Here is a 17,627-nt window from a genome sequence, read left to right as displayed (position 1 = left end):
AGCGTACCGCTCTAGCGCGAGTCCACGAACTCAGCGTCGCTTCTTCGCCGGGCCACGGGCCGGCTTAACGTGATGATCCGGGGACATTGTTGACACGGTCGCCTCCGGCAGCGCACCAAGCTCGGCGAGTTTGTCTCGTGCTTCCCGATACGGTTCATAGAACTTCGCCCACTTGCTGAAGCCACCCAGTTCGCCGACGGCGCGCAGCATGGCGAGGTGCGACGCCGTCAGCAACTGAACGTTCGACTCAAGCTCTGCGATCCGGATATCCTTGTCCGCTAGTGATGTTGCCGTGTCTGCGCCGGACCGCTTCGCAACGCGACCGCGCCAGCGCCGATACTCCGCCTGACGCTGCTGATATTCAGCAAGCAACTTGCTGCGTGGCTCACTGCGCGTAATCGACGATGCGGCATTGATGGACGGGTGCAGTCGGGCAACGGCGCGTGCCGTAATGTCTTCGTCATCGGCCAGCAACATCTCGAGGATCTCGCGCATTTCGTTGTCGTTGGACGGCGCAATCTCGTTCGATTCAGTCATCAAGTACTCCACGTTCCCGAGGTTGCGACAGGTCGGGGCCATCAGGGAAGGGGCGCTCTCCTGGTGGCGTCGCGAGAAGCCTCTGTACGCCAGCCAGCCGCTTTTCTGCGTGGTCGAGCTGATTCCTCCAGCCAATGCTCGTCGACGGCCGGGTTTTGATTGTTTCCACTGCGAGCTTGAATTTGCCTTCCAGACGAATGAGGTTCCGTCGATTCTCCGGCAGATCAGTTGCCGAGAGATGGCGGCAATCCGCGAAGCATTCGAGATGTTTGGGGCACGGGTCAACCGTAAATGAATTCAGGCAGTGCCCGTACGGCGTGGCGTGGAAGCCGTCCGCTTCGGCGCGCAGATACTCATACGCCGCGGCGTCACCCTCCGTTGCCTGGATATGGTGAAACGCATCGACGATCGGACCGTTGGCTTTGCCGCCCTTGATGAGCCGGGCAACCGTACTCGCTTTTTCACCGAGCATGATCTCGATATCCAGCGGGATTTCGATCTGGTCAAGATCCTCGGCCAAGCTGCGATGATCGTACTCGTAGCTTTGTGCGACGCTGCGCCGGTTGAAGCGTTTGGAGATGATGGTGTCGGCAACGCCCAGCCGAAACAGCTCCGTGTTTTGCAGATGACGCAGCATATGCGACTCGAGCTTCAACCCTCGATCCTCGTCCGACTCACCATATTTTTCAAATAGCGATGGTATGTTTTTGTTGTCCCCAAGCGCTAAACCTACAAACCGCGGATCTGGCCGGCCAACTGCCATGTAGCGGGTCACGTCGCACAAGCCGTCGTTCCGCTCCTCTGCAAGCGAGCGCTTCGGATGGATGAGCAGCAACTCCCACGACTGCACTGCGCCAGTCACCGACGGCAGTGGTGCCGTGTCTGATACCTTTGTCGGTGTCGTAGAGCGGATATGTTGTTCTAACTCACCGACGCGCAGGTAAGTGTTGTGCCAAGACATGCGTTCCGTGGGCCAACTCCGATCACTAGTAATTGGAATGACAGAGCCACTTGCGTTGCGGAATCGTAACGCAATCTGTTGAGCGGCCATCTTCTTTTGCAAGCGGTGCGCGAACTGATAAAGCGCCATGTCGAGTTGGATTGCGCCTGTCCGATGTTCCATAGACTGGCGCTGATGCAAGTCGATCAGGACACGAGGGTCGAAGCCTTCGCGATAGCGGTCGACAAAGGCTTCACGAGAGATTGCGGTCCAGAACGGATTACCCATCAAACGTGTATAAAGTTCGGTGATAGACACAAGATCATCGTTCGCATACCACGGCAGTAGTCGCCCCGTTTCGCACTGCAGCTTCAGCGTTGCGCGAAGTGGCTCCGTGATCCTCGCGACATGATCAAGCGTCTCAGTGAGCAGCGTCCGGAACATGTCCGGCACAGGCTGCGTGTTTTCATGCAGCACAGCACTATCCGACTCATCATCCTGCTGCTTTTCAGCGAAGTGGCGGAGCATGAGCGATGTCGAGATGCCGCCAGATTCACCTGCGGGGAGCCCTCTTGAATCCAGATGGGTTCGCTCGCGCTTCCAGTCAATCGGGAGTAGCGCAGCTTCGCCGATACGCAAGCCAGTTACTATCATCGTGCGTATCGCGGCGAACCGCAGCTCATCCATGAACGTGCGCGGTTTCTCGGTCATTACGATACGGGTCAGTTCCCAGAACGCTCGGCGCTCAGGGAGCCGCTCTTCACGCTTGCGTGCCTCCAGATCGGCGCGCAATTCGTCCTGCGACCAGATATGTTTCGCCTTGATCGCGCTTTTCATTTTCATGCGAGGAACAGCGAGAGACGAGTACAACTGACCGGCGTCGCAGATGTGCTGCGCATCAAACACCACTCTGACGATGCCAGCAACCAGGTCACCCAGTTTTCCGGAGGACTGGATCGCTTTCCCGATGCGGACCGCAAGCCGCAAATCGTCGACGGTCAGTTGCCACGGGTCCTTGTCCACGCATGTGGCGATCACACGCAGCGGACGCGCAATGCACTGCAGCACATAACTGGCCTTGTTCCGCTTGAACAGCAACTGCTCGGCGACTGCGGCCTTGATGAGGTCCTGCCACGCGGGCAATAGAGCTTGGAGGGCAAGTGGCGTCAGGTTGCCCTCGGCGCGCTCCGCATTGACGATAGCCAGTGCCTTCGTATCAGCCCCGAGGTCTCGGAGATAATAGTTCGGCGGCGGCACGTCGCCGGCAATGACGGTAAGGTTCCAGCCAACGCCGTCGCGTGCGGAGCCTGTTTTGTCGACGGGCATGTCCCACTGCATGCCTCTTTCCCGAACCAGCGTTTTGCCTAGTTCGATGAACGCGGAGTAGTGTGGATTCATCGATTGTCGCCTTCCAGTTCCTCGATGACCGCCTGTATCTCAGCGATCGTGCGTTGCAGTTGCAGGTAGGCCGGCGAGCTGGTGTCGCCGCGAGAACTCTGATCGAAGAACACCACTACTTCACGCATGGCGGCTAGCACGTGCTCATGCATCGCCTTATCGTGCAAGGGCATGAACTTCCTGCATCCATAGCACGACGTGACCGGGTTGTAAGGGCAGGCAGGCTGCCCCGAAGAACATCCGCCGATACCTGCAATCGGAATGCCGTGAGGCACGCCAGCGATCTGTTGCTCGCCTTTCAGAAGGGTGAGTTCCTCCGGGGAGATGAACCGGTCGTGTGCAATTTTCGCCACGCGTCGGTATATGTCCGACGCGCCGAGTGCCCGGTTCACCCGCTCCGCGTGGGTCGCCGAGGTCGCGTAATACACCAAGCCCGTCTGTGTGTGCGAATGGCCCAGAAACTCGGCCAGTTCTTCGTGGCTTGCGCCGGCGTCAACGAGTCGCTGCGCTGCGGTGTGGCGTAGGTCCGTAGCGGTACCGAGATCTTCGGAGTTGATCAGTTTTCTGACGAGCGCGGCAATCCGCGCTCCAGCCTCATAGTTCGATTCGACAGCAAAGAAGCGCCCAGCACCCGCGAGACCTTCAGCCTGTCGTTGGGCATTGAGAGCAACGAAGATCGGAGCCCATTCACGCTTGACCCGACGCGTGAGTGGCTTTTTCTTCGCGTCACTTCGCTGCTTTGCCATATGGAAGGTTAGATGAACCGTCGGCGGCCCGTCTGGTGCATCCTGCCAGATACGCACATTTCGCATGGTCAGCATTGCGATCTGGATCGGGCGCATCGCGAACTGATAGGCACACAGCAACATTCCTGCATCACAGACATCCTCGTGCAAAGGATCTGTTCCCGCCGATGACATAAGAGCTGCCGTCATTTCGTCCAGATGTCGTACTATCGCGGCTTCTTCGTCCGCGCCCAGAAACACATCGCCAGACCGGACACCCGCGTAAGCATCGCGGGCAGGCAAGGGCAGAGCGGTGCGAATGTAAATGCTATAGTCAGCCGACCACCCGAACAGCCGGTGCTCGCACAACAGGTGAAGAAGGTACTTTACACACAGATACGTGTGGTCCGTCATGGTCCGGGCACGCAAAGCCGTCCAAAGCGGACCTATACCGGTAGGCCCCGCACCCAGGATAGCCGCTATGTCAGTCACAGCCAGATTGTGTGCGTACGAGACGTAAAGTGCAGCAGTCGCAATGCTAAGGTTCTGCCCAAGGATGAGGAGAAAGACGTGCTTGAACACGAATGCGCAACGCTCGTCGAGTCGTGAGAAATCAACGTTGACGCGGTTACCGTTAATCGACAGCTCGAACGCAGATTGCTCAACCGGAGTCCGGATGGATCGCGGCTTGTCGGCGAAGTCGTCGTAGTAACGGATGACCGGTGGTAAGGCCGGCAATGCGGCACAGAGCAGACCAATGACATCGGTCGCTGTTTCTCCGCTTCCAAACAAATCTCGTTGCGCAGGCGACTTGCTCATCTAGTGTCCCTTCGGAAGCGCACGCAACAATGCCACACGGTCATCGAAGGCATCATTCCACACGCTGGCCAAGCGATCTTCAAACACGGCTCGTGCGTACCGTGACGGCATCGATGATGTCTTGGACCAGCCGAAGAAGGTGCGCAGTTTCTGGAGGGCTTCGTCCATCGAGTCGCCTTGTTCAAGCAACTGATGAAGCCGCACCACGGCACAGGTATGCCTCAGATCATGTGGCGTGACGGACTCTTTGCCAGTTCGATCTTTCAGTTCTTTCAAGACGGACGTGGGCAAGCGGTGTGAGATCTGCGCAAACATTTTCGTCAACGCTTCGGTCGACAACGGCATATCAACCTGCGAGTTCAGCAGAAACGAATGCCGCGGCCGGCCACGATAGTTTCCGGCGTACGTTTGCACCATACTGGCCGTTAACTCGCTGACCGGCACCTGCCGAATCGAATGAGCGGTCTTGATTCCTGGCTTGGAATACCGTGGATCGCCGTCTGAGTCTTCGTACTCGTTTTCCTGCACGTTGAGCCAATGCCGCGTCCGGTGTTGTTTGTGATCGTAGGCACCTTTGACTGCATCCACGGGCAACAGCAAGACTTCGCCACGCCGCAACCCCTGGTGCAGCATCAATACAAATGCAATGAATACGCGCCAACGCGTCTTATCCCTGGCGAAAGGATTCATTGCCGATTCCGGGTCCAGTACTTCGTACAGCGCTTCGACCGTGCTCGCTGGCAACGAACGAACTGTTTCGATCGTCTTGACCCTGCGGACATGAAGCTGGCTATAAAGCGTTGAAAGCCGGTTCAGCCGTTCTTCAATACGCCGGATCCGATTGTCGGCCGCCTGGCTCTTCGACACCCAGGTGACAACCGATGTTACGAACCCCAGACCGGTCTGCCAGCGCTTCTCGTCAATGTCCGTACCGTTTGGCTGGTTGCGGATCGACACAAACCACGATTCAAGGATCTCGGCCAACACCTCGTCATTCAATGTTCCCAGCGCATCGTCCAGCGCTGACATGCCGCGCAACTGGTCCGCATGTTGATACAGATTCTCGATGTAGCGCAGCTTTTTGACGTGTGTTGAATCAGCTAACTGCGCAGCAGACGTCGTCGCCCACACAGCCGCCCAGTATCGCGGCAACCCGCGTTGATCGACCAGAATCGGGCCTCGCAGTCCCGGTGGCACCGACTTATCAGATAGTTGTTCGAGCATTCCTGCGTTCTGCCAGTTTTCGCAACACAGGAAGATACCATTTATCAAATCGATGTTGCGGTCAGAACCATCTGTCAGTCGTTCCAGATGCAACGGCTGTAAACATACTAGCTCCGGTGATAATTAAGATTATGTAAAATAAAACTAGCAGTTCGATCCAACTCAGTCCGCTATTCGCGCTCTTCTGCTTGATCCAACGTCCTCATGTTCTCAACTAGCTAAGGCAACCGATCGCTTCGTATCAGATCGGCTTCAATCCACTCCGGCCAGCGTCAACGTTGTCGTGGGGTCAGATGATCTGTGTTCGCTGCAGCGGCGCGAATGGCAGTCATCGACCCTAAATGGCCAATCCCACTTAAGTTTTCATCGTCTGAAGTAAGCCAACAATGTGACCTTCACAACTGAAGCATTGTTATGCTGAATCAATCTCCGGCTGACATTAAGTTCACTTCTCGATGCAAGATCTGTGATTTCACGCAATGGATTCGGAAGCATGTCGTCCGATTTCAATTCTCTCCAGCGTTCCGCTAGCGACGTTAGGATTTAAGGTTTTGATCCCTTGGCGAGTCCGAGTCTTTCCATTGCCTCATGTGCGTCGATGACCAACGTAGCGATCTCGCTCACCGTGACCCGCAGACTCGTCGCCCTCGAGCGAATGTGCTCGTATGCGTCATTTTCGCCGAGATGGTGCGCTTCCATGAGAATGCGGATGGCCTTTTCGATGTGGCGTCGCGCCTTGATCGCCTCTTCAAGCTTGGCGACCTTGTTGTTCAGCCGCTGCTGATAGCCCGAGGACGCGCGCGCGAGCACGAGGGTGCTCAGGATTCCTGTAGAACGGTAAGGCTTCGTGATGACCCCATGAGCCTGCGTATCTACCAGCATCTTCAGCGCAGTTGGATTCTCGTAGTCGGACAACGCGATCAACGTAGCTTCAGTGTCAGCCGCACACCAGTTTCCCGCACTGCGCGTTTCCGGGCCAACGAGAAAGAAAATTGCGTCGACTTCAGCAGGCAATTTCGATGGAAACGGCCAGAGCACGCGCACCGGACAACCGATGCGGCGCAACTGTTCCTCCAGAACAATGCGGTCCTCGCCTGGCGGGTGAATGACGAGAACGCGCAGCGTGCGCAGATCGTCGAAAAGACGACGGGCCCCCGTGCTCATACCGATTCTCCATCGAGCCAGAATTCCGCGAATCCGTAAGACGTGAGATAGGGATCAGGCTTGATAGGAGCTCGCCCCTCCCAGACTATGTCGAACGTGCCGTCAAGCCGGCACACGGCAATGCGCGGCGTCAGGATCGCGTGATTGTTCTCCGGGTCAATTTTCAGCATCCCCTCCGGTGAGTCGAATTCGACTTCGTGCACCGCCTCCACCAGCTTTGCCGTATCGAGACTTTCGCTACGCGCCAGCGCCAGCGCAAAGAGATGCACCTGGTTATACGCCATCTCCGACCACATGCTGGCTGGTTGATCTCCGAATCGCGCATGCCATGATTTCAGAAAGCGCTGGTTACTCGCGAGGTTCAGCGTGTTGACGTAACTCGTCGAGACAATGTGGCTGCCGCATAATTCGGCGCCAATCATCCGCGTTTCTCCTTCAGTCATTGTCAAGCTTGCGATCGGAATCCGTGCCGGGTCGATACCATGCTCGCGATACAGCCGATAAAAAGCACGCGCACCTCGCCCAATCAGGGTGGAGAACACCACGTCGGGCTCGACGCTTTTGATCTGCCGTACCACTTCTTCCAGCGCCGCTGGATCCGCGTCGCTCGGCAGATAGAGCTCCTCCACGATTTCGCCGCCATGCTGCTCGACCATGTCGCGCATAATCCGGTTCGATTCTCGCGGATAAATGTAGTCGGCGCCAATCAGAAAAAATCGGCGGCCATGATTGCGCAGCAGATAGGCGGCCAGTTGCATGCTGTTCTGGTTCGGCACCGCGCCGGTATAGATCACGTTCGGCGAATACTCGAAGCCCTCATAGATCGAGCAGTACCAAAGTAAAGCGTTGGTGCGTTCGATTACGGGCAATACCGCCTTGCGGCTCGACGAGGTCGAACAGCCGAAAATCACAGTTACGTCGTCTTCCTGCAGCATCCGGGTGGCGAGCCGGCGGTATTCATCAGGATCGCTCTTCGGGTCGTAGACAACGGGGTCGAGCAGACGCCCGCCCACGCCGCCGGCCGCGTTGACCTCCTCAATCGCCAGCGCCGTGCCGAAAAAATGCTCGGACTCGGTCGCTGAGGTCACGCCCGTGCGCGAGTACAACACGCCGATGCGCCAGCCTTCGTCCGCAGGCGCCGGATTGGCCGGCTGTCGCGCTTTTGCCTCCATGTCTCTTTTTCCTTGCATCGCTTCCTCCTTTTAGGTTGCGGGGAAACGTCCCACTGCCGCCGCGATTGCCTGCTCGGCGAATGCGGCGGCCTGAAGGCATCGGGCATCGTCCCAAGGGCGGCAGATAACCTGCACGCCTATTGGACCGCCTCGTGCGCCTCGCAACCCCGGTACGTTCACGCACGGGCAACCGAGCAGCGTCCAATTGCGATTGAACGCGGGGTCGCCCGTGGACGCCAGGCCGTCGGGCGCTTCGTCGGGGGCGCTTGGCGTGAGCAACCCGGTGATGCCGTCGAATAGTTCGCCAAGCCTCCCCTTCGACTGTTCCGCGAGAACACACGCCCGAGCGTAAGTCGCCGTATCGACCCTCGCAGCACGTTCGAGAAAACCGCCAAGCAGCGGCGATAGATCGTCACGACGATGATCGTACTCGAACCCCAACGCCTGATACGCTTCATAGCTCTGGATTGTGTCGTGCGCGGCGACCATGTCCGCCATCCAGGGCGCGAAACTCACACGCCGCACGCGACCACCCGCCTCTTCGATGGCGCGCACCGCCCTGTCGAGCGTGTCACTCGCGTTCGCCGACGGCGCGGTCCAAGGGTAGCTGTCCGGCACACCGAACACCGGGCTGTCCGTCTCGCCGTTCGGCGCAAGTGGCCGGCCCGACACGATCTGTGCAAGGTAAGCCACGTCACGCACACCGGCGCCGAAGAGGCCGACCGTATCCAACGACCACGAAAAGCATTTCATGCCGACGGTCGGCAGCATGCCGAATGTGGGCTTATAGCCTGCGATACCGCAAAACGAAGCGGGCCGGATGGTTGAACCGCCGGTCTGCGAACCGATCGCGAACGGCACGATACCGGCTGCCACAGCAGCGGCCGACCCGGATGACGATCCACCAGGGGTGCGTGCCAGATCGCACGGATTACGCGTGACCGGCGGCGTCATATAGGCGAATTCGCTGGTGACAGTCTTGCCGATGACAATGCCGCCGTTGCGCCTCAATAACGTGACAATCGCGGCATCGGAGCTTGGCTGGTGGCCGTCATAAATTGACGAACCGTAGCGGGTGACCAGGTCGCTCGTATCGAAGATATCTTTCACCGCGATCGGCATGCCGGCAAGTGGACCCGATGCAGCGACGGCCGCGCTCAACGCCGTCTCCAGATGCATCACGGCCGTCATCGCCCTCACCTCGGACTCGACCTCCTCGATGCGTTCGAATGACTCGAGGACAGCGCGATCGCGAGAGTCACCGGCAATTTGCGCGAGCAAGTCCAGTCCCGAGCGTGGCCGATAAAACGAGTTTGCGTTCATCATTTAGAGCCTATTGTCATGGTTGTCCTGAATGTCAGACACGCAAGTGTTCGAAGATCGATGCCACTGCCGTTTCATCCTTCGCGTCGCCGTGTTCGAGGATCTCACCCTGCTTGAGCATGGCGTAGCGGTCCGCGACCTTCAGCGCAAAAGGAACGTTCTGCTCGACCAGCAGCAGCGTGGTGCCGTGCTGGCTGCGCTCCCATAGCAGCGCGTCGGCGAGACGATCGATCACGGACGGCTGCAACCCTTCCGTAATCTCGTCGAGCAAGATAAGCGATGGACGCATCATGAGCGCGCGCGCGACCAGCAGCATCTTTTGTTCGCCCCCTGAAAGCGTGCCCGCCAGTTGCTTCAGGCGGCTGGTGAATACCGGAAACACGGGCTCGATGGCGGCGAATCGTTCGTCGAACGCCGATGCCTTCTCAAGCCCGAGACGCAGATTGTCGCGGATGGTGAGGTCCTGAAACAACGCGTGTTCCTGGGGCGCATAGGCAATGCCTTCCCGTGCGATCTGATGAGGCGCCATGCGAGTGATATCTTGCCCTCGCGCGCGGATCGCGCCGGCTTTTTTCGGCAGGTAGCCCATGATCGTCTTGAGCACCGTCGTCTTGCCCATGCCGTTCTTGCCGAGCAACGCGAAGGCCTCGCCGTCGGCAACGCTCATGGAAAGCTTACGCAGCACCACCGAAGCCTTGTATCCGCTGGTCACATCCTGCAACTCCAGGGCGATCTTGCTCATGACGCCTCCTGCTGTCCGGCGTTCTCGCCTGCCGCGGCGCTTTGCGCGGTCCCGGCATAAATCGTCCTGACCAGTTCCGAGTTGACGACTTCATCGAAGTTGCCTTGCATCACGATACGCCCCTGATGCAAGACCACGATGCGCGTCGCAATTCCGGCGACGAAATCGAGGTCATGTTCCACCAGCAGACAGCAAAGCTGATACTGGTGAGCCAATGCGGCAAGCACATTGCCGATCTGCGTGCGCTCCGTCTTGGTCAAACCTGCCGTGGGCTCGTCGAGCAGCACGATACGCGGTTCAAGTGCGAGCACCATCGCCAGCTCCAGCGCCTGTTGTTGCCCATGCGACAGGTCCTTCGCCACGGCGCCCAGCCGCTGATCGAGATGCGTGGTGCGCAACACCTCCAGCGCATAGGGCGGCAGTGAAAGCGTAGTGGAACGTCGCAGCAGCGATGGCCGCTCGACGATGGTGCCCGCAATTCTCAGGCACTCGGCCACGGTCAGCGTTTCGAAGATATTCGCATTCTGGAACTTGCGCCCCAAGCCGAATTGCACGCATCGGTCCGGCGGCAATTGCCCGATATCGTTGCCACACAGCACAACCGTGCCGTCGGAGCGTTCCGCGCCGTCGCTCATGCAGCGCATGAGCGTTGTCTTGCCCGCACCGTTCGGGCCGATGAGGCCAACCAATTCACCCCCATCGGCGCTCAGGTCGATGCCTTGCAGAACTTTCAGGCTGCCGAAATGTTTGGCGACGCCGTTCATCTGTAATGCCGGCGCTGATTTCGGCTGTTGATTAATCGCGCGGACCTCGCGCTCGACCAGTTCCGGTTCGGCGCCGCGACCGCCGAGATGAATCAATGGTTTTAGCAACAGCGGCACCAGACCTTGCGGCAACAACACGATCACGGCCACGAACGCTGCGCCCAGAATCAGTTGCCACGCAAATGGCATGCTGCCGCTGAGATAGGCGGTTCCCACATTGATCAGCAGCGCGCCGATTACGGGTCCCCACAACGTCCCCCTGCCGCCGAGCGCGACCCAGATGATCAACTGAGTGCCGAGGACAAACCCGGTCAGCTCAGGCGCGACCACGCCGCTGAACGAGCCGTAGCCGAATCCGGCAAGACCGGCGATTGCCGCGGTCGCAACCAGCAAGACGATCTTGACGAGCGACGTATTGATGCCAAGGTACGCGCAGCGTGATTCGTTGTCGCGAATGGCGGCCAGCACGCGGCCGCCGTCGCTGCGAACGAATAGCCACGCAATCATGGCGACGGTCAATAGCGCCGCACCCGCGAGCCAGTACCAGGCCTGCAGCGAAAGATCGAACGTCTCATAGCCGGTGAGGCCCGAACTCGAGCCGGTCCACTCGCCGCCGGAGAGCAGCAGCTGGCTGAGGACGATCGGCAATACAAGGGACATCACGGTCGCAAAAAAAGGCGATGCACCGCGATAGAACGACAACCATCCAAGCAGCGCGGCCACGGCCGCGGTCACCGCGATCGCCGCCCCCAGTGCGAGCACCACATAGCCTGTCGAAAACCCGCCGTGCGTAAAAACGAGACCCGCGGCATAGGCGCCCAGACCGAAGAACGCCGATTGCCCAAAGGTCAGATACCCCGTGTATCCCCACAGGATATCCACGGTCACGGCCACGATCGAAAAGAAGAAGGCTTGAATGAGGACGTTGAGCAGGTAAGAGCCGAAAACAAGCGGACCGGCAGCCAGCAGCACCACAGCGAGCCCTCCGGCCACAAGCAGACCGCGTCCACGAATCGTTAACCTTTTGTGGGCTCGCCCATCGCTTCGGACAGCTTGACCACCGGCTCGGGGTGACGATGCGTCGACTTTAACCATGAGAGAACCCCTTGGGACGAATGCGCAGCGTGAGCGCCGCCAGCACGGCGATGGTCAACCCACCCAGCACCGGACTCACGAACGTGCTGACCAACACCTGGCATGCACCGAATACGAGGCAGGTCGCGAGCAGACTGAGCATCGAATGGCCTGAGACCATGACGAGCATGAACGCGCTTACGAGCCACGGCAGCCCCATGTCGGGGTCGACGCTCGACAACGGCGTAATGAGCGTGCCGGCAAGGGAACCGAGCGCCGCGCCCAAGCTGAACGTGATGAAACGGATGCGGCCGGAATGAATGCCGAGACCTCGCGCCAGGTCCTCGTTCATGATCACCGCACGCGTCTTGATGCCGAAGCGCGTTCCCGTGAGAAGCGCGGTCATGAGGACGCAAAGACCGAGCGCAATCGGGATCAACAGCAAACGGTAGGCAGAGTAGTCGGTCCCCGCGATCGAGACGGCCCCTTTGAGCGGTGTCTCTACGAACTGCGCTTCGCGTCCGAACGCCATCACGATCAGTTGTCCAATCACGATTCCCAATCCCCAGGTAGCGAGGATCGCGTCGAGCGGACGCTTGTAGAGCGGGCGCACGATCACCTGCTCGACAAGCATGCCTACGACGGTACCCACCACGATCGCGAGCGGCAACCCGAGCCAGGGATTCAGCTTGAACTGCGTCACGACGAAGCTCGCATAAGCGCCTATTGTCAGAAGCGCACCATGGGCGAAATTGACGATTTTCATCACGCCGAAAATCACCATCAACCCTGCGGTCACGATGAACAGCACCGCCGCAGTTGTAAGAATATCGAGTGCCAAAACCATTGTCTTCTCCAGTCACATCCGCTCATGCGCCGCTTGCGCAGGCGCATCAGACTGATGTTAAATTTTCCGTTGCGTTTACTTGATGTTCGGGCACTGCGCGCCCGGATCCACATTAGGGAAGGTCTGCAGGATCCTGACCGAGCCGTCCGGCTGGATCTGGCCGAGGCGCATGGCGAGAGGCGCGTGACGGCTCTTGTTCATCGCCACCGTTCCGCGTGGTCCGTCAAACGACACCTGGCCCAGCGCCTTGATCACCTTGTCGGCGTCGGTGGAGCCAGCCTTTTCGACCGCGGCCTTGTACAGGAAGAACGCTTCGTACTGCGGCTCGGACAACTCATTCGGCGTCTTCAGGTCATTGCCAAATTTTTTGGTCATGGCGGCGACAAATTTCTTGTTGCCCGGGGTATCGATGCCCGTCAGGTAGGAGCCCGACATGTACATGCCCGTGGCAACGTCGCCCATGCTCTTCGCAGTGCCTTCATCGATTGCCAGGTTGCCATAGGGCAGCGTCATGCCGGAACCCTTCAACTGTTTGGCGAGCGACACGTTAGGTGCGCCGCCGGCCGTCGCGCTGATCAGCGCATCGGGATGAGCCGATCGGATCTTGGAAAGAATCGGCGTCCAGTCGGTGCCGTCGATTGGTAAGTATTCCTCGCCGACTACCTTGCCGCCATGCTCCTCGATGTATTTTTTGGTAAATCCAAGCATACCGCGGCCAAAAACGTAGTCGTTGCCAACCAGGTAGAAGGTCTTGGCGCCGAGACTTTTCGCGAAATAATCGACCACCGGCGCGACCTGCTGCTCAGGCACCCAGCCGTTGACATACATCCACGGACTGCACGAACGGCCCTCGTAGAACGACGTGTACACGAACGGCTTTTTACCCCGCGCCACGATGGGCAGCGCCGCGTTACGCGCGGCGCTCGTTTCCATGGAAATGATCGCGTCGACATTTTTCTGGAACACGAGCGTGTCGTACGCTTTTTGCGCGCCGACCGCACCGGATGCATCGTCGGTAATATCGAGCTGCACCTGGCGGCCCAAGATGCCACCCGCTGCATTGATTTCGTCGACGGCGAGTTGCGACGACTGCACCACCGCTGGCGCAACCACGCTATTTGCGCCAGACAGTCCGACCGCTACGCCGATCCTGATCGGATCGGCGGCGAGCGCACTCATGCAGGCGCAGGCTGCAACGAGTGCCGCTGCAGTGCCAAAGAATTGTCTATTGAACGTAGTCATGGATTTTTTTCCTCACAGTGGTCGAATGAAGTTCTTGTGTTTCATCGGGGCGTGCGATTGGATGCTTCATGCGGCTGAGGTCGGCCAGCCGGTTCCAAGCATTGGGTCGTACACGTCCGCGCGACGATCGTGCAGCACGTGATTGAAGGCGTTCAACGTGCGTTCCGAACGGGTGCGCGTCAGATCGATTGCGGCGTACAGGATTTCTTCCCGGTCAACGCTGGCCGGACCCGCAACAGGCCAGCCGTTGCCGCCCACGATCAGGCTCTGGCCGATGAACGGCTGACCACGCTCTATGCCGATGCGGTTTGCACATGCGATCACCACGCCGTTGCTGTGCGCGGCCGCCATGGTGAGCGTCGTGGCCATGGCAGCACGATCGTCCGGTTGCGCGGGCATGGGTACCCAGTTGGTCGGCACGCAAACGATATCCGCACCTTGCATCGCGGCGAGCCGGTATGTTTCGGGAAACCAGCCGTCGTAGCAGATAGCGATCGCGATTCGTCCCAATGGCGTGTCGAACACTGGAACGCCGCGGTCGCCCGGCTCGAAGAAGAGGTGCTCGTTATTCCAGAGATGCAGCTTGCGATAGACGCCGACGTGACCCGCCGGCCCGGTCAGGATCGCTGAGTTATACAGTTGCGTGCCTGCCCTCTCAGCGATACCGCTGACAATATGGACGCCGAGACGCCGCGCCGCTTCTGCAAGCAATTGCGTGGTTTCCCCTTCCGGTAACGGTTCGGCCAGCGCGAACGCCTCAGCGCGATCGGCGAACACGTAGCCGGTATTGGCCAGCTCAGGCAACACCACCAGCGACGCGCCGTGAGCCGCGGCGGCCTCGATGTGCCGAATGCATTGCGCCACGTTGTCATGCTTCCTGCCGACATGAGGTTCCATCTGAACGCATGCCACGACCAGGCTTTCAGCGCTACGTTCCGAGCGGTTGTATTCCAATGTCACCATTTCTTCTCCCAAAAGCAAAAAGCCCCCGAACCAGCGTTGGACGCAAGTTCGGGGGCTGCATAGCCTTCCATATGTAGCACGGCATCGTTGCCGTGGAGCCGCCAGGACAAATGACGGCTCGGTTGAAGCGAATTTATGAAACCAAATTCACAATGTCAAGAAGTTTGACATTGTGCAGGGTAAGTCCTTGAGGCAGAACTTCCGGACAGCGATGTCATAGTTTTCTCTGGAGGTCGCTAGGAGCCTGACAACAGTCATCCAGGTCGGCACTCTTTGCGAAGCCGCGATCGCTTGAGGACGAATACGAGGCCGGCTTTGTCGGCATGACCGTTGATCAGGTCGATCTGGCTGCACTGGAGGCTGTCCAATCCCGACTCCACCATGACCTTCCGCGGGCGTTGACCACGGAGCACCGCGAATTTCTCACCTCGCTCGTGAGACTCGAGCCAGACTGGTCACTGATGCCGTACGACCATCTACGCGACCTACCGGCAATCCGCTGGAAGATCGAGAATCTTGGCAAGCTTAGGACCCGCGACGCTACCCGCTTTACCCATCAGGGTGCGTTACTGGAGCGAGGCTTCGCGGCGCTCGATGACAGCTAAAGGCCTGCCTATGGTAAGTAACCAGGTGTGTTCGTAGATCTTGCGGCTCACTGCTTCACCCAGCCCATGCGCGCGTATGCGTCAGAGCAGGTGGCGATTTCGTGCTGCACGATAATCGGAAAGACGCCAGGTGTCGATGCGTTGCATTGAGCGACCTGGCCTGTTTTCGGATCTTTGAACACAGCCGGTGAGGCATATGCTGCCATTAGGATCACCGAGACGATCACGAACATTCTTTCCATCGTTATCGGTCTTTATACTGTTCAATACAACGGAGTTCGGTGCACAGCATAGCTCGCAGCTAGACGAACACATGCGACCTTACGTCATCCTCGAAATCGACCCTCCAGTGTGTGCCGTTGCCAGTGGTGTATCCACGAGTGATATTGCCAAAACTAAACATAACTAACCATAACCTCGCGCTCCAACACCTTGATGTCATCGGTCCCGACTAAATCCTCTGTATAAGACACGGTAAATGCGTCTGGCGCGAGCCCGGCATTCAAGCAAACGGTTCGGAAGTCTTCCTGCTAGCTTCGGGGTAAATCGTCGAAGGTCTTGTTGGCCATTTCCGTCTCCACGTGGTCTAAAGCGATCAATCACTTCGTATCACGCAAGCTGACGTTCATCCAAGGCGGAACATCACTTGTGGTGCCGGCACATGCATAGCGCGATGGATGCTCCAGGCTTCGCCCGTTTGCGTTCAGAAAGTCTTCAACTGGATCAGGCACTGCGGATCAGTGCTTCTTCCGTGAGCGCCTCGGCCTCGTTCAAATGGCCCATCTCCACCGAAAACGCCGCCGACTCACCTCCCCCAAGTTGACGGACGTTCCCCTTTCGCCGCTCGGCCGCATGCCCTTCCACTTCACAGGTGGCAGGCATCGCGAACCCCGCCACCTGCGCACGGCTGTTGTACAGCAGCCACCGGATCGCATGCGGAAACTCTTTCTGCCGATAACGTACGCAAAACGCCGAGCCGTCTCGCGCCTTCAGCATGAAGCGGGTCAACCCATCGTCACCCTCACGCAAGCCCCTGAGATAAAAGACAAGCTCGGGATCGAAGAGCGCAACCTGGTCCAGCCACTCAGTTTCCGACGGGTCCTGTCCTATCTGATCGAGTCGTGTCAGGTAATCAGGACTTGATTTTACGATCGCGGGAACCGCCGCCCGGATTGCCGTATGCCTGGAATCAAACGGAGCTGGTTGAATCAGTCGGCCACCTGGCAAAAACGCGAAGTTCGCATGGCACATGTACATCAGGTCCATCGGCTCGCGGCCCAGGTTGCGCACCTCCATTCGCACCTCAAAGCACGCGGAATCCGGCCGCAGGCGCACGGCAGGCCGGGCCAGATAATGATCGCCAAAACCACGCACGTACTCGCACTCGCTATTCAATTCGAGCCAGGGCCCAAGTGCGTCTGTACCGATAGTCAATGTCGCGCGGTCCATCGGAGCGCATGGCATTTCCCCGTGCAACGCATGATCATCCTCCGGGCCCGGATTGCCATTGCGCAGAATTCCGGAGTGGTACAGAAAGCACCCGTAAGTGGCCAGAAGATCCTGAGTCGGACGCGGTGCACGGAACGGACTGCCCATGGTTAGATTCACGCCGTCGAACGTCGCGCTCCAGATCATCTGCCCGCAATAAGGCAACACCTCCAGAGCGCCACGATTGTTCTTCAGCCGGACTGCCGGAACACCCGTGTGATAGCGGAATAGTTCGACGTTAAACATGTCACTGCTTACAACACACCGGCCAGAGACATCAAACTGATCGGGGCTGAGATGGATTTCGAAAGAGTGCATGGCCGAGCCTCGCTGAGTGGCCTCAAGTCGCATGCCTGAGACAGACATATTTTCACTAACAATAACAAGATAGTAAAGTAACGTGAGTTTCGGTCCGCAGAACATCCATCGATTACGCGGCGTCGTCACGCGGCAGAACGAACAGGAAATTGCTTCATAGGGTTGATGTGAAGATCGAAAATGCCTGCTCTTCAATCGACTTTACCGGCGCTTGAGAGAATCCCCTACCGTTGCCCGGCCTGCTTCCTTTTGGTTACGGGTAAAGGTCTGCGTCATACAACA

The 17,627-nt window shown here is 58.5% G+C and carries 15 protein-coding genes; 1 reads left to right on the top strand and 14 read right to left on the bottom strand.

Features of this window, described 5'->3' with window-relative positions:
• Window positions 1-30: 30 nt before the first annotated feature.
• The 12 genes from ACSOSP_RS30700 to ACSOSP_RS30645 form a co-directional block, all read right to left on the bottom strand.
• Entirely contained in the window at window positions 31-537 is a 507-nt protein-coding gene (locus ACSOSP_RS30700; RefSeq protein WP_455312293.1) for a hypothetical protein, read from the bottom strand.
• Window positions 530-2,875: a hypothetical protein gene (locus ACSOSP_RS30695; RefSeq protein WP_455312292.1), complete on the bottom strand. Its 2,346-nt coding sequence runs from the start codon at window positions 2,873-2,875 to the stop codon at window positions 530-532. Before ACSOSP_RS30695 ends, ACSOSP_RS30700 begins: the two co-directional genes overlap by 8 nt.
• Window positions 2,872-4,419 (bottom strand): site-specific integrase, encoded by a 1,548-nt coding sequence (locus tag ACSOSP_RS30690; RefSeq protein WP_455312291.1) that lies wholly within the window; start codon window positions 4,417-4,419, stop codon window positions 2,872-2,874. Before ACSOSP_RS30690 ends, ACSOSP_RS30695 begins: the two co-directional genes overlap by 4 nt.
• A complete protein-coding gene (locus ACSOSP_RS30685) occupies window positions 4,420-5,736 on the bottom strand; it encodes a tyrosine-type recombinase/integrase (protein WP_455312290.1) in 1,317 nt (438 codons plus the stop codon).
• A gap of 450 nt (window positions 5,737-6,186) precedes the next feature.
• A complete protein-coding gene (locus ACSOSP_RS30680) occupies window positions 6,187-6,807 on the bottom strand; it encodes an ANTAR domain-containing response regulator (protein ID WP_455312289.1) in 621 nt (206 codons plus the stop codon).
• Window positions 6,804-7,979 carry a transporter substrate-binding domain-containing protein gene (locus ACSOSP_RS30675; RefSeq protein WP_455313723.1) on the bottom strand — a complete coding sequence of 392 codons (1,176 nt, stop codon included), beginning with the start codon at window positions 7,977-7,979 and terminating at the stop codon, window positions 6,804-6,806. The genes ACSOSP_RS30680 and ACSOSP_RS30675 overlap by 4 nt, the downstream gene beginning before the upstream one ends.
• Window positions 7,980-8,009: 30 nt before the next feature.
• Window positions 8,010-9,305: an amidase gene (locus tag ACSOSP_RS30670; RefSeq protein WP_455312288.1), complete on the bottom strand. Its 1,296-nt coding sequence runs from the start codon at window positions 9,303-9,305 to the stop codon at window positions 8,010-8,012.
• 31 nt (window positions 9,306-9,336) lie between these two features.
• Window positions 9,337-10,044, bottom strand: coding sequence for a branched-chain amino acid ABC transporter ATP-binding protein (locus ACSOSP_RS30665; protein ID WP_455312287.1), 708 nt, complete (start codon window positions 10,042-10,044; stop codon window positions 9,337-9,339).
• Window positions 10,041-11,903, bottom strand: coding sequence for an ABC transporter permease subunit (locus tag ACSOSP_RS30660; protein WP_455312286.1), 1,863 nt, complete (start codon window positions 11,901-11,903; stop codon window positions 10,041-10,043). The genes ACSOSP_RS30665 and ACSOSP_RS30660 overlap by 4 nt, the downstream gene beginning before the upstream one ends.
• Window positions 11,896-12,729: a branched-chain amino acid ABC transporter permease gene (locus tag ACSOSP_RS30655; protein WP_455312285.1), complete on the bottom strand. Its 834-nt coding sequence runs from the start codon at window positions 12,727-12,729 to the stop codon at window positions 11,896-11,898. Before ACSOSP_RS30655 ends, ACSOSP_RS30660 begins: the two co-directional genes overlap by 8 nt.
• A 75-nt stretch (window positions 12,730-12,804) precedes the next feature.
• Window positions 12,805-13,971, bottom strand: a complete 1,167-nt coding sequence (locus ACSOSP_RS30650) for a substrate-binding protein (protein WP_455312284.1) — start codon at window positions 13,969-13,971, stop codon at window positions 12,805-12,807.
• A gap of 66 nt (window positions 13,972-14,037) precedes the next feature.
• Window positions 14,038-14,934 (bottom strand): nitrilase family protein, encoded by an 897-nt coding sequence (locus ACSOSP_RS30645; RefSeq protein ID WP_455312283.1) that lies wholly within the window; start codon window positions 14,932-14,934, stop codon window positions 14,038-14,040.
• Between the two features lie 323 nt (window positions 14,935-15,257).
• Between ACSOSP_RS30645 and ACSOSP_RS30640 the strand changes: the two genes are divergently transcribed.
• Window positions 15,258-15,539, top strand: a complete 282-nt coding sequence (locus ACSOSP_RS30640; RefSeq protein ID WP_455312282.1) for a hypothetical protein — start codon at window positions 15,258-15,260, stop codon at window positions 15,537-15,539.
• A gap of 47 nt (window positions 15,540-15,586) precedes the next feature.
• Here the strand turns inward: ACSOSP_RS30640 and ACSOSP_RS30635 are convergent, their stop codons facing one another.
• Complete coding sequence (locus ACSOSP_RS30635; RefSeq protein ID WP_455312281.1) at window positions 15,587-15,772, bottom strand: hypothetical protein; 186 nt, start codon at window positions 15,770-15,772, stop codon at window positions 15,587-15,589.
• Window positions 15,773-16,262: 490 nt separating this feature from the next.
• Window positions 16,263-17,378 (bottom strand): DUF4432 family protein, encoded by a 1,116-nt coding sequence (locus ACSOSP_RS30630; protein WP_455312280.1) that lies wholly within the window; start codon window positions 17,376-17,378, stop codon window positions 16,263-16,265.
• Window positions 17,379-17,627: the final 249 nt, after the last annotated feature.

Source organism: Caballeronia sp. KNU42, from assembly GCF_053760385.1.
This window is presented reverse-complemented; position numbering and strand designations above follow the sequence as displayed.

Excerpts from the sequence above, each read along its gene's own strand:
- ACSOSP_RS30700 (WP_455312293.1), bottom strand. The coding sequence starts at position 537 with ATGACTGAATCGAACGAGATTGCGCCGTCCAACGACAACGAAATGCGC.
- ACSOSP_RS30695 (WP_455312292.1), bottom strand. The coding sequence starts at position 2,875 with ATGAATCCACACTACTCCGCGTTCATCGAACTAGGCAAAACGCTGGTT.
- ACSOSP_RS30690 (WP_455312291.1), bottom strand. The coding sequence starts at position 4,419 with ATGAGCAAGTCGCCTGCGCAACGAGATTTGTTTGGAAGCGGAGAAACA.
- ACSOSP_RS30680 (WP_455312289.1), bottom strand. The coding sequence starts at position 6,807 with ATGAGCACGGGGGCCCGTCGTCTTTTCGACGATCTGCGCACGCTGCGC.
- ACSOSP_RS30675 (WP_455313723.1), bottom strand. The coding sequence starts at position 7,979 with ATGGAGGCAAAAGCGCGACAGCCGGCCAATCCGGCGCCTGCGGACGAA.
- ACSOSP_RS30670 (WP_455312288.1), bottom strand. The coding sequence starts at position 9,305 with ATGATGAACGCAAACTCGTTTTATCGGCCACGCTCGGGACTGGACTTG.
- ACSOSP_RS30665 (WP_455312287.1), bottom strand. The coding sequence starts at position 10,044 with ATGAGCAAGATCGCCCTGGAGTTGCAGGATGTGACCAGCGGATACAAG.
- ACSOSP_RS30660 (WP_455312286.1), bottom strand. The coding sequence starts at position 11,903 with ATGGTTAAAGTCGACGCATCGTCACCCCGAGCCGGTGGTCAAGCTGTC.
- ACSOSP_RS30655 (WP_455312285.1), bottom strand. The coding sequence starts at position 12,729 with ATGGTTTTGGCACTCGATATTCTTACAACTGCGGCGGTGCTGTTCATC.
- ACSOSP_RS30650 (WP_455312284.1), bottom strand. The coding sequence starts at position 13,971 with ATGACTACGTTCAATAGACAATTCTTTGGCACTGCAGCGGCACTCGTT.
- ACSOSP_RS30645 (WP_455312283.1), bottom strand. The coding sequence starts at position 14,934 with ATGGTGACATTGGAATACAACCGCTCGGAACGTAGCGCTGAAAGCCTG.
- ACSOSP_RS30640 (WP_455312282.1), top strand. The coding sequence starts at position 15,258 with ATGACCGTTGATCAGGTCGATCTGGCTGCACTGGAGGCTGTCCAATCC.
- ACSOSP_RS30635 (WP_455312281.1), bottom strand. The coding sequence starts at position 15,772 with ATGTTCGTGATCGTCTCGGTGATCCTAATGGCAGCATATGCCTCACCG.
- ACSOSP_RS30630 (WP_455312280.1), bottom strand. The coding sequence starts at position 17,378 with ATGCGACTTGAGGCCACTCAGCGAGGCTCGGCCATGCACTCTTTCGAA.